The sequence below is a fragment of the Streptomyces lunaelactis genome (genome assembly GCF_003054555.1).
Classification (GTDB): Bacteria; Actinomycetota; Actinomycetes; order Streptomycetales; family Streptomycetaceae; genus Streptomyces; species Streptomyces lunaelactis.
Genome location: NZ_CP026304.1, coordinates 1363855 through 1378828, shown reverse-complemented (window position 1 = coordinate 1378828; position 14974 = coordinate 1363855). Strand labels below are relative to the sequence as shown.

The window sequence follows — 14974 nt, the reverse complement described above, 5'->3', positions numbered from 1 at the left end:
TGAGCCCTTCGCGTAGTATCGCTTACATGTTGAATCTGGAGCGTCTGCGCACCCTGGATGCCCTGGCCCGCCACGGCTCGGTGAGCGGAGCGGCCGACGGGCTGCATGTGACCACCTCGGCGGTCTCCCAGCAGATGGCCAAGCTCGAGCGGGAGGTGGGCCAGCAGCTGCTGGCCAAGAACGGGCGCGGGGTCCGGCTCACCGACGCCGGCCGCCTGCTGGCCGACCACGCGGCACGCATCCTCTCGCAGGTCGAGCTGGCCCAGTCCGACATCGAGGCGCAGCGGGGCGAGGTGGTCGGTGAGGTGAGGGTGGGAGCTTTTCCGACAGCCGCCCGCGGGCTCTTCCCCGTGGCGATGACCTCCCTGCGCAAGGCCCATCCCGAACTGCGGGTCCGCTCACGTGAACTGGAGCCCGAGCGGGCGATCAGGGAGGTGGTCAGGGGCGACCTCGACCTGGCGGTCGTGCTCGACTGGAGCAACAAGCGGCTGCCCGTGCCGGGCGGGCTCGCGCAGGCCCATCTGCTCGACGACATTCCCGATCTCGCCATGCCCGCGGACCATCCGCTGGCGGGGCGGGCGGAGGTGGATCTCGAGGAGTTCGCCGATGACGACTGGGTGTCCTGGCCGCGAGGTGAATTCTGTTACGAGTGGCTGATGTTCACGCTTCGCTCCAAGGGCTTCGAGCCGCGGATCGCGCACATGGCGGAGGAGCACCACACGCAGCTGGCGCTCATCGCCGCCGGGCTCGGGGTCTGCATCGCGCCGCCTCTGGGGCGGGGACACGTTCCCGAGGGCGTCGCACTCGTCCCCGTACGGCAGCGGATGCGCCGGCATGTGTACGCGGTGTGGCGGACCGACGCGGACCGCCGCCCGTCGATCCGAGCGGCGGTCGAGGCGCTGCGCGAGGCCGCCGGAGCTGAAGAGGCTCACGGGGCGGAAGAGACTCGCGGGTCGGAAGAGGCTCGCGGGTCGGACTGATCGAGCTGGTACGAGGGATCTCGCGGGTCAGAGGGCTGACAGCTTTCTGAAGTCCCAGGAAGCGATCGTGTCGGGCGTCAGCCGCAGCCAGGCGTGCCGGCCGTCGTGCGGCATCTCGTCCAGGCCGAAGTTCTTACGGGCGAACAGCCCTTCCGGCACGTCCAGTTCGGGGTTCGGCCCGCCCGTGCGCGGGGCCTCGCCGACGAAGACGGCGGTGCCGGAGAGCTCCACGCCGCGCAGCTCGCCGTACTCCTCGCCGTCGTCGACCACCACGGCGAGCCGCGGATCGTGCCGCAGCTCGGCCCAGCGGCGGCTGCGCGTGATGGAGTACAGCCACAGCGAGGTCCCGTCCCAGGCGAACCACAGGGCGCTGACGTGCGGGCGGCCGTCGGCCGAGACGGTGGCCACCCGGCAGGTGCGCTGCTCGGCCAGGAACTCGTCCAGCTCGCCGGGCGTCATCATGATGCGACGGCCCCGGCGCTGTGTGCCGGCCATGTGCGGTCCCCCTCCTCGTAGCTGACTATGTGTCTGAAATCATGAGGGGTCTTCCTTCATCACGCAATGGCGGTTACTGTCGCGCGCCCAGTCCAGTCCCAGTCCCAGTCCAGTCCAGTCCAGTCCAGTCCCGGTCCCAGTCCAGTCCGGTCCCGGCCCCAATGGCATGAGGGGGAACTGTGCCGTCCTTCGAACAGCTCGCGGAGCAGCTCGAGCCGACCCGTACAGCTCTGCTCACCGTCGAGTGCCAGCAGGGTGTCGTCGGCAAGGACAGTGCCCTGCCCGAACTGGCCGCCGAGGCCCGGTCGTCGGGCGCTCTGCTCAATGTCGCGCGCCTGGTCGCGGGAGCTCACGAAGCGGGCGTACAAGTGCTCCACGCGGTCGCCGAGCGTCGCCCCGACGGGCGCGGCGCCAACCACAACGCCCGGCTGTTCCGGGCGGCCGGGCGACTGCCCGTACAGCAGCACTCCGGTACGACCGCCGTCCTGATCGCACCGCCGATAGAGGTCGCTGACGAGGATCTCGTCGTACGGAGACTGCACGGCCTGTCACCCATCGCCGGCACCGACGTCGACGCCCTGCTGCGCAACCTCGGCTGCCGGTCCCTGCTCATCGCCGGTGTCTCGGCGAACATCGCCATCCCCAACGCGGTCTTCGACGCCGTCAACCTCGGCTATACGGCGGTCGTTCCCGGCGATGCCATCGCGGGGGTGCCCTCCGACTACACCCCCGTGATGATCCGCAACACGCTCGCGCTGGTCGCCACGATCACCACCACCGACGAGGTGCTCGCCTGCTGGAAACGGCAGCGCCGCGTCACGCGAGGTTGATCGAGTCCCCGACGACGGTGATCGACGCGCTGGGCAGCGGTGTGGTGGCCGGCCCGGCCTTGACGCTGCCGTCCGTCGCGTCGAACTGGCTCCCGTGACACGGGCAGTGGATGACGCCGGCGGAGACGTCCTTCACCGCACAGCCCTGATGGGTGCACTTGGACGAGAACGCCTTGAACTCGCCGGCCTTCGGCTGGGTGACCACCACATCGCCGATGACCTTGCCACCGCCCTCGGGGATGTCCGCGGTCTTGGCGAGTACCTTGCCCGCGGCACCGCCGCCCGCTTCGCCGCCCGCCGGCTTCTCACTCACGGTCTGCCCGCCGTCGTCCGAGCCGCCGCACGCGGTCAGTGCGACAGCGAGACCGGCTCCGCCCACCGCGGCGACGACGGTGCGGCGGGCGACAGTCCGCGCGGGCCCCTGCGATCCGGTCATGATGGCTCCCTCTCCATGCCCGGCCCTTCGCCGGACGGTTCTTGAATGTTGTACGTGGTCCGGAGGCGGGATGTTCACATCCTCAACGTTTTCTCATCAAGTCAACCTCGAGCCGCAGAACAGGTGTCCGCTCATGGCTTCGACCGGCAGGTCAATAAGTGATCGAGCCCGCACAAATGCCCAAGTAGCCTGGTGCGATGCTCACCGAAGTCACAGCGACCCGCTATGTCACGCCCTTGCGTGAGGGCGGCTCGCTCCCGGGCATCGTCGAGGCCGACGATCTCGGTACGTACGTCATGAAGTTCACCGGTGCGGGGCAGGGCCGCAAGACGCTGGTCGCCGAAGTCATCTGCGGGGAGCTCGGCCGGCGGCTGGGACTGCGCGTTCCCGAACTGGTCACCATCCAGCTCGACCCGGTGATCGGGCTCTCCGAGCCGGACCAGGAGGTGCAGGAGCTGCTCAAGGCGAGCGGCGGCCTGAACCTCGGGATGGACTTCCTGCCCGGGTCGCTGGGCTTCGATCCGCTCGCCTACGAGGTGGACGCGGCGGAGGCCGGCCGGGTCGTCTGGTTCGACGCGCTGATCAACAACGTCGACCGTTCCTGGCGCAACCCCAACATGCTGGTGTGGCACGGGGAGCTGTGGCTCATCGACCACGGGGCCACCATGATCTGGCATCACAACTGGCCGGGCGCCCAGGCCTCCGCCGCCAGGCCGTACGACGCCTCGGACCACGCACTCGCCCCCTTCGGCCCCGACATCGCGTCGGCCGCGGCCGAGCTCGCCCCGCTCGTCACCGAGGCGCTGCTGACCGAGGTCGCCGCCGACGTCCCCGCCGAGTGGCTGGTCGACGAGCCCGGCTTCGAGACGACGGACGCGCTGCGCCGCGCCTATGTCGAAGCACTGCTGCCGCGCGCCGCGACGATCCACGAGCGGATCACCCTCGGCCCGCCGAGCAAGGGCAGACCCTCCCGGGCACCCGGCTGGCTGACCGGCCCCTGGCCGCACAAGGAGGGCGAGAAGTGAGCAGGCGCGATGTCTTCGAGTACGCGCTGCTGCGCGTGGTGCCGCGGGTCGAGCGCGGCGAGTGCTTCAACGCGGGTGTGGTGGTCTACTGCCGCGCCAAGTCCTTCGTCGCCGCCCGTACGTATCTGGACGAGGTGAAACTCAAGGCGCTGGACCCCGCCGCCGATGTCAGGGGTGTCCGTGCCGCGCTCCATGCCGTCGAGGGCGTCTGCCGCGGCGGCGACGACGCGGGCCAGGCCTCGGGCGACGAGCCGGGACGGCGCTTCCGCTGGCTGATCGCGCCGCGCTCCACCGTCGTGCAGCCGGGGCCGGTCCACACCGGACTGACCGCCGATCCGGCGGCCGAAGTCGAGCGCTTGCTCGCCCTGCTGGTGCGCTGAGTGGCCGGAGGCACTCAGGTGGCCGTTGACACCGGGTGCCAGGCCTTCTAGCGTCTCGTCTGCTGAAGGTACTAAGCGGTCGCTCATACGCGGGACGTACCGGGTGAGCCGCATCCAAGGGCGAGGAGAACCAGCATGTCCACCACCGAGCAGCGCGTTGCCATCGTGACCGGGGCGGCGCGCGGCATTGGCGCCGCCACCGCGGTACGACTGGCAGCGGAGGGCCGCGCCGTAGCCGTGCTCGACCTCGACGAGGCCCACAGCAAGGACACCGTCGAGAAGATCACGGCGGCCGGCGGCAAGGCCCTCGCGGTCGGCTGCGACGTGTCCGACAGCGCCCAGGTGGAGGCCGCCGTGGCGCGCGTCGCCGCCGAGCTCGGCGCGCCGACGATCCTCGTCAACAACGCGGGCGTGCTCCGCGACAACCTGCTGTTCAAGATGAGCGAGTCCGACTGGGACACCGTGGTGAACGTGCACCTCAAGGGCGCGTTCCTGATGGCCAAGGCCTGCCAGAAGCACATGGTGGACGCCGGATTCGGCCGTATCGTCTCGCTCTCGTCCAGCTCGGCGCTCGGCAACCGCGGTCAGGCCAACTACTCCGCCGTCAAGGCCGGACTGCAGGGCTTCACCAAGACGCTGGCCAAGGAGCTCGGTAAGTTCGGCATCACCGCCAACGCCGTCGCGCCCGGCTTCATCGTCACCGAGATGACGGCCCAGACGGCCGCCCGCGTCGGTATGGGCTTCGAGGACTTCCAGGCCGCCGCCGCCACCCAGATCCCGGTCCAGCGCGTCGGACACCCCGAGGACATCGCCAACGCCATTGCCTTCTTCACGGGCGACGACGCCGGCTTTGTCTCGGGCCAGGTCATGTACGTGGCCGGCGGACCCCTCAACTGAATCGGGAGACGACGGACATGAGCGCAGAAGTACAGGACAGCGGCAAGGTCGCGCTGGTCACGGGCGCGAGCCGCGGTATCGGTTACGGCGTCGCCGAGGCGCTCGTCGCCCGCGGCGACCGGGTGTGCATCACCGGTCGCGGTGAGGACGCCCTCAAGGAGGCCGTGGAGCGGCTCGGCGCCGACCGGGTGATCGGTGTCGCGGGCAAGGCCCACGACGAGGCCCACCAGGCGCACGCCGTCGAGCGTGTCATGGAGGCGTTCGGCCGCGTCGACTTCCTGGTCAACAACGCCGGTACGAATCCGGTCTTCGGCCCGATGGCCGAGCTCGACCTGAACGTGGCACGCAAGGTATACGAAACCAATGTCGTCTCGGCGCTCGGCTTCGCGCAGCAGACCTGGAAGGCCTGGCAGAAGGAGAACGGCGGCGCGATCGTGAACATCGCCTCGGTCGCCGGCATCTCCGCCTCGCCCTTCATCGGCGCGTACGGAATGAGCAAGGCGGCCATGGTCAATCTGACTCTGCAGCTCGCCCACGAGTTCGCCCCGGGCGTACGGGTCAACGCGATCGCCCCCGCGGTGATCAAGACCAAGTTCGCCCAGGCGCTCTACGAGGGCCGCGAGGCGGAGGCCGCCGCGGCCTACCCGCTCGGCCGGCTCGGCGTGCCGCAGGACATCGGGGGCGCCGCCGCGTTCCTCACCTCCGACCAGTCGGACTGGATCACAGGGCAGACACTCGTCGTCGACGGGGGTATCTTCCTGAACGCCGGTGTCCACTGAGGCGCACTGAGCCGGTTTGTTCCTGAATGAGTCAAGCGCCCTGCCGGGCCATCAGGTTCACCCGGCAGGGCGCTGCGGTAAGGTCGGCCGACCCATGGCTGAACGAGGAGCGTGCACGTGTTCTACCGGACCTGTCTGCAGGCCGCTGCAGCCCTAGCGTCCATATCTCTGCTGGCCGGATGCAGCCTGTTTTCGGGTGACAGCACCGAACGTGAGCAGAAGATTACGGTCGGTACGATGAGTGAGCCCACCACCCTCGATCCGGCCGCAGCCTGGGACGGCTCATGGGAACTGTTGAGTAACGTTTTCCAGACGCTGGTGAGCTTCCCGTCCGGAAGCGCGGCGCCGCAGCCCGACGCCGCGAAATCCTGCCGCTTCACCGACTCCAGCAACAAGCTCTTCGAGTGCGAGCTGAAGCCTGGCCTTACGTTCTCCAACGGCGACAAGCTCGACGCCGCGGCGGTCAAGTACTCCATCGAGCGGATCCAGAAGATCAAGGCGCAGGGTGGGCCCAACGGTCTGCTCGGTTCTCTCGCCAGGGTCGAGACCGCCGGCGACCGCATCGTGAAGTTCAGCCTCAAGACGCCGGACGCCACGTTCCCGTTCATCCTGGCCACGCCCGCCATGGCCGTCGTCCCGCCCGAGGAGTACCCGGCGGACAAGCTCCGCGAGGACGGCGGACTGACCGGTTCGGGGCCGTACGTCCTGAGTTCGTACAAGAAGGGCGACCGGGCCGAGCTGACCAAGAACTCCAAGTACGTTGGGTTCGCGAAGCTCAAGAACGAAGCCGTCACCATCCGCTACTTCCAGGACTCCGACGTGATGGTCGAGGCCCTCAAGAAGAAGCAGATCGACACGATCTACCGTGGTCTGACCGCGAAGGAGGTCGTCCAGTTCCAGTCGAAGCAGCCGGAGTACGACGGCCTCCAGCTCGTCGAGACGGTCGGCGCCGACATCCGCTACCTCGTCTTCAACTCCAAGGACCCCATGGCGGGCAAGCTCGCCGTGCGCCGTGCGATCGCCCAGGTCGTCGACCGCGGCGCGCTGGTCGCCAAGGTCTACCAGGGCACGGCCGAGCCGCTGTACTCCATGGTCCCCAAGGGTATTTCCAGCCACACCACCGAGTTCTTCGACCGCTACGGCGAGCCGGATGTGGACAAGGCGCGGGACATCCTCAAGGACGCCGGGATCACCAAGCCGGTGTCGCTGATGTTCGGGTACTCCTCCGACCGTTACGGCTCCGCCTCCAAGCCCGAGTTCGACGAGCTCAAGCGGCAGCTCGACGCCTCCGGCCTGTTCAAGATCACGGTGGAGGGCAAGTCCGAGAAGGACTTCCAGGAGGCCTACAAGGCCGGCGAGTACCCCGTCTTCGGACGCGGCTGGTTCCCCGACTTCCCGGACCCGGACAACTTTGTGGCGCCGTTCGTCGGCGAGAACAACGCGCTCAGCATTCCGTACGAGAGCCCCGAGATCACCAACCAGCTGCTGCCCGCGTCCCGGCGCGAGAGCGACCGCGGTGCGGTCACCAAGCAGTTCGAGCGGGCACAGGAGGTCCTCGTCGACGACCTTCGGCTGCTGCCGCTGTGGCAGGGCAAGATGTACGTCGCCTCCAGCGAGGAGATCGGCGGCGGCGAACTCGCGATCAACCCGCAGACATTCATGCAGATGTGGCAGCTGTACCGGAAGGCCAGCTGGTAGGGCCGGTTGTCAGTGGCCGCCGGTAGGTTCAGTGCTCGATAACTGATCGCATACCGGAGGTTGTTGACGTGACCGACACCGACATGCTGCCCGAGTCCTGGCGTGGCGTCCTCGGCGAAGAGCTCCAGAAGCCCTACTTCAAGGAGCTCACCGACTTCGTCGAGGAGGAGCGGGCGAAGGGGCCGGTCTATCCGCCCCGCGAAGAGGTCTTCGCCGCGCTCGACGCCACGCCCTACGACCGGGTCAAGGTGTTGATCCTCGGCCAGGATCCGTACCACGGGGAGGGGCAGGGGCACGGCCTCTGTTTCTCCGTGCGGCCGGGCGTCAAGACCCCGCCCTCACTGCGGAACATCTACAAGGAGATGAAGGAGGAGCTCGGTCACCCCATCCCGGACAACGGCTATCTGATGCCGTGGGCCGAGCAGGGTGTCCTGCTGCTCAACGCGGTTCTGACGGTCCGGGCCGGCGAGGCCAACTCCCACAAGGGCAAGGGCTGGGAGAAGGTGACGGACGCGGTGATCCGCGCCGTGGCCGAGCGGTCCGACCCGGCGGTGTTCGTGCTCTGGGGCAACTACGCGCAGAAGAAGCTGCCGCTGATCGACGAGGAGCGGCATGTGGTGGTGAAGGGCGCGCACCCCTCGCCGCTGTCGGCGAAGAAGTTCTTCGGCTCCCGCCCGTTCACGCAGATCAACGAGGCGGTCGCGGCCCAGGGCCACGAGCCCATCGACTGGCGGATCCCCGACCTCGGCTGAGCGTTCGCGCACCCGGCTGACAGGCTCGGACCCCTGCCCGAGCCTGTGCGGCATTGCCGGTGGCGGCGGCTAGCGTCGTGACCCGCGGCGTCGGCATCAGCGGCCGACGTCGCGGCCGGCACATTCGCCGCACGGACGTGGGAGGCCGCAGTGACGGAGCAGCAGCAGGAGGCGTCGGACGACGCCGTCATGACCCGGATCGGGCAGGCGATCATGCTGCTGCACGGCGGTGACCGCGAGGAGGCGCGTAATCGTTTCGGCGCGCTCTGGTCGGAGATCGGCGAGGTGGGCGATCCGCTCCACCGCTGCACGCTCGCGCACTACATGGCGGACACCCAGGACGACCCCGGCGACGAGCTCGCCTGGGACCTGCGGGCGCTGTCGGCGGCGGAGGGACTGAGCGAGGAGCGGCTGGCCCGGCACCAGGAGGCGCTCGCGGTGCGGGCCTTCTACCCCTCGCTCCATCTCAACCTCGCCGCCGACTATGTGAAGCTGCACCGCCCCGAGGCCGCGCGGGTCCATATCGAGCGGGCGCGCGCGGCGACGGATGCCCTGGGGGACGACGGATACGGAAACGGCGTCCGTTCGGCGATCGACCGGCTGGAGCGCCGACTGCGCGAGGAGTGAGGGCTCAACTGCCGTAGGCCTTGCGGCAGATGAGGGCCTCGGGGCTGCCGGGCCGCCAGCGGCCGTAGCTCTCACCCAGTGCGCAGAGGTCCGGGCGGGCTGCCGGGCGGGTGCGCGGGACGGGCGGCAGGGCGGGCGCTGCACGGTACGAGGCCAGGGCGGCCGGGGCTGGTCGCGAGGGTGAGCCGTGGCGCCGGGGCGGGTTTCGAGGGGCCTGCCGTGGGGAGGGTGGTGCCGGCGGGGCGGGGCCTCAAGGACCTCACGGGCCGGGCCCTGCACGATCTGCGGTTCCACGACGCGTGCCGGGCCCCCGCCCCGGGCGGGGGATGAGGGCACGGGCAGCGGGTCGGCGGAGACACAGCCGGTCACGGTCCAGGCGGCCACCCCTATCAGGGCGATGGCGGTGATGGTGGTTCGGTGCACCCGCGCAACTCTGCTGGGTGCGGGGCTCGTTCACAGCCGTACGGCCCTCAATGGCCCGCACGGGTGACGCCGGTCAGCTGCCGTCGGCCGCGGGGCTGCTAGGCCGTGTCTGGCAAATCCCGCCTGGTGCGCGACGCCCGGCACGCACACTCGCTGCGTTGTCGGAGTCATCCAAGTACGTCCAGTACGAGGATGATCCTCCGCCTTGCGATTGCACGCACCGAACGCCGCGCACCCCGCCCTGCGGGCGGACGGCGCTATTTGTCAGACACGGCCTAGCCGGGTCATTCGCCGGTCGCACCGTCGATCCGCTCGCGGATGAGGTCGGCGTGGCCGTTGTGGCGCGCGTACTCCTCGATCATGTGCGTCATGATCCACCGCAGGTTGAAGACCTCTCCCGTACGGGGGTGCTTGCTCTGCGCCACGTCGTCGAGGCCGTGGGCGGCGGCCAGTTCACGGGCCCGTACGATCTCGGCCTGCCAGGTCGCGTGCGCCTCGGCGTAGGTGTCCTGCTCCGAGACGTGGAAGTCCCCGTCCTTGTCCTCGCTGGAATAGATCCACTCCACACTCTCACCGGCCAGGATCTTGCGGAACCAGCTTCGCTCGACCTCTGCCATGTGCCGTACGAGTCCCAGCAGCGAGATCTCGGAGGGCGGCACGGACAGCTGCCGCAGCTGCTCGTCGCCCAGGCCCGCGCACTTCATTTCCAGGGTCTCGCGGTGGTATTCGAGCCAGCCCTCCAGCATGTCGCGCTCGCCGGCGGTGGTGGAGGGTTCGGTGCGCTCAGGTGTCGTCATGTCGATCATCCTGAACCACCGGTCGCCGCGTCGCCAGGTGTTAGTCAGTGAGCATCCCGCGCAGCAGTTCGCCATCGCCGACTGGCAGCCGCCGCAGCGCACGTATGCTGCCGGAGCACGCGCCGCACAAGAAGGACAATCGGCACAGCGCCAAGGGAGGCCCCTGTGAAGGTCGGCTGCATCGGGCTCGGAGACATCGCGCAGAAGGCCTATCTGCCCGTGCTCACCACCCTGCCCGGCGTCGAACTGCATCTGCAGACCCGCACTCCGGCCACGCTGGCGCGGGTCGCCGAGACCCATCACATCCCCGCCGAGCGCTGCCACACCGGCCTCGATTCCCTGCTGGCCCAGGGCCTGGACGCCGCCTTCGTGCACGCCCCGACATCCGTGCACGCCGAGATCGTGACCCGGCTGCTCGAGGCCGGGGTCGCGACGTACGTCGACAAGCCCCTCGCGTACGAACTGGCCGACTCGGAGCGGCTTGTGGGCCTCGCCGAGGAGCGCGGCATCAGCCTCGCCGTCGGCTTCAACCGCCGTCTCGCGCCCGGATACGCCCAGTGCCTGGAGCACCCGCGCGAGCTCATCCTGATGCAGAAGAACCGCGTCGGCCTCGCCGAGGACCCGCGCACGCTCGTACTCGACGACTTCATCCATGTCGTCGACACCCTGCGCTTCCTGCTCCCGGGACCGGTCGAGCACACCGACGTACGGGCGCGCATCGTCGACGGGCTGATGCATCATGTCGTGCTCCAGCTGTCCGGCGACGGTTTCACCGCCATCGGGACGATGAACCGGATGAGCGGCTCCACCGAGGAGATCCTCGAGGTGTCGGGGCAGGACACCAAACGGGAGGTCCGCAACCTCGCGGAGATCGTGGACCACAAGGGACAGCCGAGTGTGCGGCGGCGCGGCGACTGGGTGCCGGTCGCCCGGCAGCGCGGCATCGAGCAGTCCGTGCTGTCCTTCATCGATGCCGTACGGGCCGGAAAGCAGCTCAGCGCCCAGGACGCGCTGCTGACTCATGAGTTGTGTGAACGGGTGGTGCGGCAGGCCCTGGAGCAGGCCGCCTGAGCGAACGCGCACCCTCGGAGGCGCAGAGCGCGGCGAGGACGGCGAGCGCCGCGTAGACCGGCCAGTCGCCGAACCTGACGTACAGCGTCGTCCCTGCGGCCAGCGGGACGTCGTAGACGGCGGAGGTGCTGGTGTCCGTACCGATGAGTCCGCCGACCCGGTCGCCGTCCGGCCCGTACACCGCGCTGACACCGGTGAGCGTCGCATGCACCATCGGACGCCCGCTCTCGGCGGCGCGCAGCGCCGCCAGCGCGGCGTGCTGTTCCGGCGCCCAGCTCCCCTGGAAGGACGAGGTCGACGATTGGGCGATCAGGACCTGTGCACCGTCCCGGGTCAGTTGCCGGCTCATGTCCGGGAACGCCGACTCGAAGCAGACAAGAGGCCCGAGCCGCAGTCCGTCATCGCCGTCGCCCGGCAGCACCATCACCACCGGGCGGCTGCCGCGCAGCCGGTCCTCGCCCGCGGCCTTGCCCACCGAGGTGGCCCAGCCCAGCAGCGCACGGGCCGGTATGTACTCACCGAAGGGGACGAGCCGCATCTTGTCGTAGCGATCGCCCGTCGGGCCCTTGGGACCGATGAGGACGGAGCTCTTGAAGATTCCGGCGCCGCCCGACTCGTCCGTGCGCCGGGCGTCCACATTGACCAGCACATCGGCGCCGACGACGCGGGAGAGGACGGCGATACGAGCCGCCAGTTCCGGGCGTTCGCGCAGATCCGCGCCGACGCTGCTCTCGCCCCAGACCACCAGATCGAGGTCCTGGCCCGCCAGTTCGCGGGTGAGTTCCTCGCTGCGGGCGAACCGGCGGTCGACGCTCTCGACACCGTCGACGACACCCGGCTGCACGACCGCGATCCGGGCCCGTCCCGACGGCTCCGGCTGCGGCACCCAGATCCAGACCGCGGTCGTGGTGAGCGCACAGATGACGCCGCCGCCCACAGCAGCCGCACGGGCCTTGGGCACCGCGATGAGTACAGTGACCGCAGTATTCACTGCGAGCACCAGCAGGCTCACCAGCCACACACCTCCCACCGAAGCAAGCCGCAGCGCGGGGGAGACGTCCCACTGACTGGCCCCGAGCAGACCCCAGGGGCCGCCCAACCCCTCCCAGGACCGGGCCAGTTCAATCATGAGCCAGCCCGAGGGGACGACCGCGACAGCGGCCGCGGCACGGGCCGGTGAGGGCCTCCCGCCGAGCAGCGAGTGCGTCAGCCAGCCCCAGGGCGCCCACATCAGCCCCAGCAGCGCGGCCAGCACCACGATGAACACATGCAGACTCGGTATCAGCCAGTGGTGCACGGCGATCATGAAGCCGATACCGCCGAGCCACCCGTCGATCGCCGCACGGCGACCCGTCGGCGCGGACCGCACCAGCAGCATCCACGGCACCAGCGCGACGTACGCGAACCACCACAGCGACGGCTCGGGGAAGGCGAGCGCGGGCAGCGCCCCGGCCGCGACGGCGGCGACGGAGCGCCGAAGGGGAGACGCCGCGAACGCTCGCGCGCGGGCCCAGCCAGGCCGGCCGACCGGAATCCGCATGCCGCGCCTCCTCGTGCTGCCTCGAAGGGCCCGCAAACAGTCTCCCCACCAGTGTGCGGGACCGGGACCGGCACCGACAGTGCGCGCGTCATGTCCCTGGGGGCTTCGCCCCCAGTGCTCGTACGGCCTCCGGCCGGGTCCTCAATCGCCGGACGGGCCGCCTGCCCCGGCTCCCCGGCGCCACTTCTCGTGGATCACCACCGTGCGCAGCCGCCAGCCCGCGTCCGTGCGCAGCAGGCTGAAGGTGTACCGCCCGCCGGAGACGAGGTCGTCCCCCGACTCCAGCCGCATCGGGTTCACATAGTCGGCCTGCACCTCGGCGCGGTCGCCCGGATAGCCGCCCAGGTCCTGGATGTGGAGCCGCCGGTTGACGATGAGGTGCTGGCGTACGGGGAAGAGCCGCATCGTCTCCGCCATCCAGTCGGCGACCTCGGCGGCCGGGCCCTCCACACCGCCCGAGCTGCGGTAGTCCGCGCGCCCCTCCTGTGTGAACAGAGCCCTATAGGCACTCCAGTCGGCATCGTCCACGGCCACCGCGTAACTGGTGATCAATTCATCGATGGTCAGCCGGTCCATCACGGTCGCGAGATCCACGCGCTGCGTCATCGCGCCAGTTTCGGGCAGAGCGGGCGCTACGCCAAGTGCTGTGCACGTCAGTCACCCGCACTTCACCCGCTCTTGGTCAGCAAACGGTCGATCTCCGCCAAATCGGTGTCCGAGAAGCCGGGCGCGTCGAGCGCTCCCAGGTTCTTCCCGCCGACCAGCGGACCGCGTGGATCTCCCGCATCCCGTACGGCCAGTGGCGGGACGTCGACGGCCTCGGCCGGTAAGGACGGCCCCGGCCGCTACCCCTTGACGGCCCGCAGGAGGACGAACTTCGGGTCGCTGGCGACGATTTCACAGTTGCCGAAGAGCCGGCGCAGCCTCACGTGGTAGCCGAGGTGCCGGTTTCCGATGACCCACAGCTCGCCCCCTGGGCGCAGCGCGCGACGCGCCCCCCCGAACATCCGGCGGGCCGTCGCGTCGGTCGTCGCCTGGTGCGAGTGGAACGGCGGGTTGTTCAGCACCAGATCGACGGTCCCGTCCGGCACACCGGACAGCCCGTCGCCCACCACGAACTCCGCCTTGGCGTCCGAAACGATGTTCTCCCGGTAGGTGGCCTCGGCCGAGGCCACCGCGGAGAACGACTCGTCGACGAAGGTCAGCGCCGCCTCCGGGTTGGCGAGCGCGGCAGCCGTGCCGATCACACCGTTGCCGCAGCCCAGATCGACCACGCGTTCGGAGCCGTGGCGCTGCGGCAGGCCGCGGAGGAAGAACCGCGTACCGATGTCGAGACGCTCGGCGCAGAAGATCCCGGCGTGGTTGGTGACGGTCCGGCCCGCGAGCGTGCCGACATCGGCGGGCAGTGCGTAGTGCAGCGGCCATGGGCTGGGGACGCGGGCGAGCTGCGGATCAGGGGTGCAGACGATCAGCCGCGCCTTCTTCACCGCCAGCGAGGTCCTGGTCGGACCGAGAATCCGCTCGAAGAGTTTCAGCGTAGAGGTGTGGATCTCGGTGACCATCCCCGTACCGACGACGACGGTGTCCGCGTGGACGGCGGGTGCCAGGCGGTGCAGCTGGTCCTCCAGCAGCGCGAGGCTCTTGGGCACCCGGATCAGCAGTACGTCGATGCGCTCCGGTGGCAGGTCCCGCACCGACAGCAGGCGCACCGCGTCCGCGTCGATGCCGTTGCGCGCCAGATTCGCCCGAGTCGCCTCCTGGCCGAGGAAGGAGTCGGTGATCTGCACGGGGCGGTGCGCTGCGAGCGAGGTGACCAGGGAGCCCCATCGGTCACCGACGACGACCACGGTGCCGGAGAGGTCTGCCGGCCCGGCGTCGTCGATCCCCTCGAGATGCCGGAGAAGGTACTCATCGGCGGCGTCCCAGGCGCGGAGCGGGTCGCGCGGGTCCTCGGGGAAGCGGGTGAGGTCGAAGCCGCCCCATGACGTCGTCAATCGGTTCATCGTGCACTCAGGCTAGCGGAGTGCCTGTTCAAGCCGCGTATCCGTGGTGTGCGCGGCTTGAACGCGATCAGGCGGCGTGCTCGACGTCCACGAGCGCCGCGGCGGCCCACTCCACGACCAGTGCCTCGTACTCCGGGCGCCGGTCGTCGGGCAGCTCGCCGTCCGCCCACAGCTCTCGGATCCGGGCATTCAGCTCGGCGGCGGACATTGCGGTTTCTGACTCGCGGGACAAGGGGGACAT

The 14974-nt window shown here is 69.6% G+C and carries 18 protein-coding genes; 11 read left to right on the top strand and 7 right to left on the bottom strand.

All coding sequences use genetic code 11. From position 1 onward, the window contains the following. The first annotated feature begins 26 nt into the window (after window positions 1–26). Window positions 27–980, top strand: coding sequence for a LysR family transcriptional regulator (locus tag SLUN_RS06000; RefSeq protein WP_108147500.1), 954 nt, complete (start codon window positions 27–29; stop codon window positions 978–980). 27 nt (window positions 981–1007) lie between these two features. Here SLUN_RS06000 and SLUN_RS05995 read toward each other — a convergent pair whose 3' ends face one another. Then, window positions 1008–1475 (bottom strand): pyridoxamine 5'-phosphate oxidase family protein, encoded by a 468-nt coding sequence (locus tag SLUN_RS05995; RefSeq protein WP_108147499.1) that lies wholly within the window; start codon window positions 1473–1475, stop codon window positions 1008–1010. 179 nt (window positions 1476–1654) lie between these two features. Here SLUN_RS05995 and SLUN_RS05990 point away from each other — a divergent pair, with 179 nt between their 5' ends. Further along, window positions 1655–2305: a cysteine hydrolase family protein gene (locus SLUN_RS05990; RefSeq protein WP_108147498.1), complete on the top strand. Its 651-nt coding sequence runs from the start codon at window positions 1655–1657 to the stop codon at window positions 2303–2305. On the opposite strand, the gene SLUN_RS05985 is transcribed toward SLUN_RS05990, so the two are convergent. Next, window positions 2292–2741: a Rieske (2Fe-2S) protein gene (locus SLUN_RS05985; RefSeq protein ID WP_108147497.1), complete on the bottom strand. Its 450-nt coding sequence runs from the start codon at window positions 2739–2741 to the stop codon at window positions 2292–2294. The two genes, SLUN_RS05990 and SLUN_RS05985, sit on opposite strands and share 14 nt — an antisense overlap. A gap of 197 nt (window positions 2742–2938) precedes the next feature. On the opposite strand from SLUN_RS05985, the gene SLUN_RS05980 reads away from it, so the two are divergent. The 7 genes from SLUN_RS05980 to SLUN_RS05950 all read left to right on the top strand — a co-directional run bounded on the left by SLUN_RS05980 (window position 2939) and on the right by SLUN_RS05950 (window position 8899). Next, entirely contained in the window at window positions 2939–3766 is an 828-nt protein-coding gene (locus SLUN_RS05980) for a HipA family kinase (RefSeq protein WP_108147496.1), read from the top strand. Further along, window positions 3763–4146, top strand: a complete 384-nt coding sequence (locus tag SLUN_RS05975) for a DUF3037 domain-containing protein (protein WP_108147495.1) — start codon at window positions 3763–3765, stop codon at window positions 4144–4146. Before SLUN_RS05980 ends, SLUN_RS05975 begins: the two co-directional genes overlap by 4 nt. A 135-nt stretch (window positions 4147–4281) precedes the next feature. Continuing rightward, window positions 4282–5043, top strand: a complete 762-nt coding sequence (gene fabG / locus SLUN_RS05970) for a 3-oxoacyl-ACP reductase FabG (protein ID WP_108147494.1) — start codon at window positions 4282–4284, stop codon at window positions 5041–5043. 17 nt (window positions 5044–5060) lie between these two features. Beyond that, window positions 5061–5822, top strand: a complete 762-nt coding sequence (locus SLUN_RS05965) for an SDR family oxidoreductase (RefSeq protein ID WP_108147493.1) — start codon at window positions 5061–5063, stop codon at window positions 5820–5822. 117 nt (window positions 5823–5939) lie between these two features. Beyond that, the gene (locus SLUN_RS05960; protein WP_108147492.1) at window positions 5940–7520 is read left to right on the top strand and encodes an ABC transporter substrate-binding protein; all 1581 of its coding nucleotides are present in this window, start codon (window positions 5940–5942) and stop codon (window positions 7518–7520) included. A 68-nt stretch (window positions 7521–7588) separates the two neighbouring features. Further along, the gene (locus tag SLUN_RS05955) at window positions 7589–8272 is read left to right on the top strand and encodes a uracil-DNA glycosylase (protein WP_108147491.1); all 684 of its coding nucleotides are present in this window, start codon (window positions 7589–7591) and stop codon (window positions 8270–8272) included. A 189-nt stretch (window positions 8273–8461) separates the two neighbouring features. After that, a complete protein-coding gene (locus SLUN_RS05950; RefSeq protein WP_108154559.1) occupies window positions 8462–8899 on the top strand; it encodes a hypothetical protein in 438 nt (145 codons plus the stop codon). Between the two features lie 707 nt (window positions 8900–9606). On the opposite strand, the gene SLUN_RS05940 is transcribed toward SLUN_RS05950, so the two are convergent. Continuing rightward, window positions 9607–10119, bottom strand: a complete 513-nt coding sequence (locus SLUN_RS05940) for a DinB family protein (protein ID WP_108147490.1) — start codon at window positions 10117–10119, stop codon at window positions 9607–9609. Here SLUN_RS05940 and SLUN_RS39340 point away from each other — a divergent pair. Together SLUN_RS39340 and SLUN_RS05935 are read left to right on the top strand one after the other, a co-directional pair. Next, window positions 10118–10288, top strand: a complete 171-nt coding sequence (locus SLUN_RS39340; protein WP_159100193.1) for a hypothetical protein — start codon at window positions 10118–10120, stop codon at window positions 10286–10288. The genes SLUN_RS05940 and SLUN_RS39340 overlap by 2 nt on opposite strands. Continuing rightward, on the top strand, window positions 10285–11190 hold the full coding sequence (locus tag SLUN_RS05935; protein ID WP_108147489.1) for a Gfo/Idh/MocA family protein: 906 nt from the start codon (window positions 10285–10287) through the stop codon (window positions 11188–11190). The genes SLUN_RS39340 and SLUN_RS05935 overlap by 4 nt, the downstream gene beginning before the upstream one ends. Here the strand turns inward: SLUN_RS05935 and lnt are convergent. The 4 genes from lnt to SLUN_RS39920 form a co-directional block, all read right to left on the bottom strand. Next, window positions 11114–12730, bottom strand: a complete 1617-nt coding sequence (gene lnt, locus SLUN_RS05930) for an apolipoprotein N-acyltransferase (RefSeq protein WP_108147488.1) — start codon at window positions 12728–12730, stop codon at window positions 11114–11116. The genes SLUN_RS05935 and lnt overlap by 77 nt on opposite strands. 141 nt (window positions 12731–12871) lie before the next feature. Beyond that, window positions 12872–13336, bottom strand: a complete 465-nt coding sequence (locus tag SLUN_RS05925; protein ID WP_175309132.1) for a nuclear transport factor 2 family protein — start codon at window positions 13334–13336, stop codon at window positions 12872–12874. A gap of 239 nt (window positions 13337–13575) precedes the next feature. Then, window positions 13576–14733, bottom strand: a complete 1158-nt coding sequence (locus SLUN_RS05920; RefSeq protein ID WP_108147487.1) for a methyltransferase — start codon at window positions 14731–14733, stop codon at window positions 13576–13578. 67 nt (window positions 14734–14800) lie between these two features. Then, a complete protein-coding gene (locus tag SLUN_RS39920) occupies window positions 14801–14974 on the bottom strand; it encodes a hypothetical protein (protein ID WP_170146555.1) in 174 nt (57 codons plus the stop codon).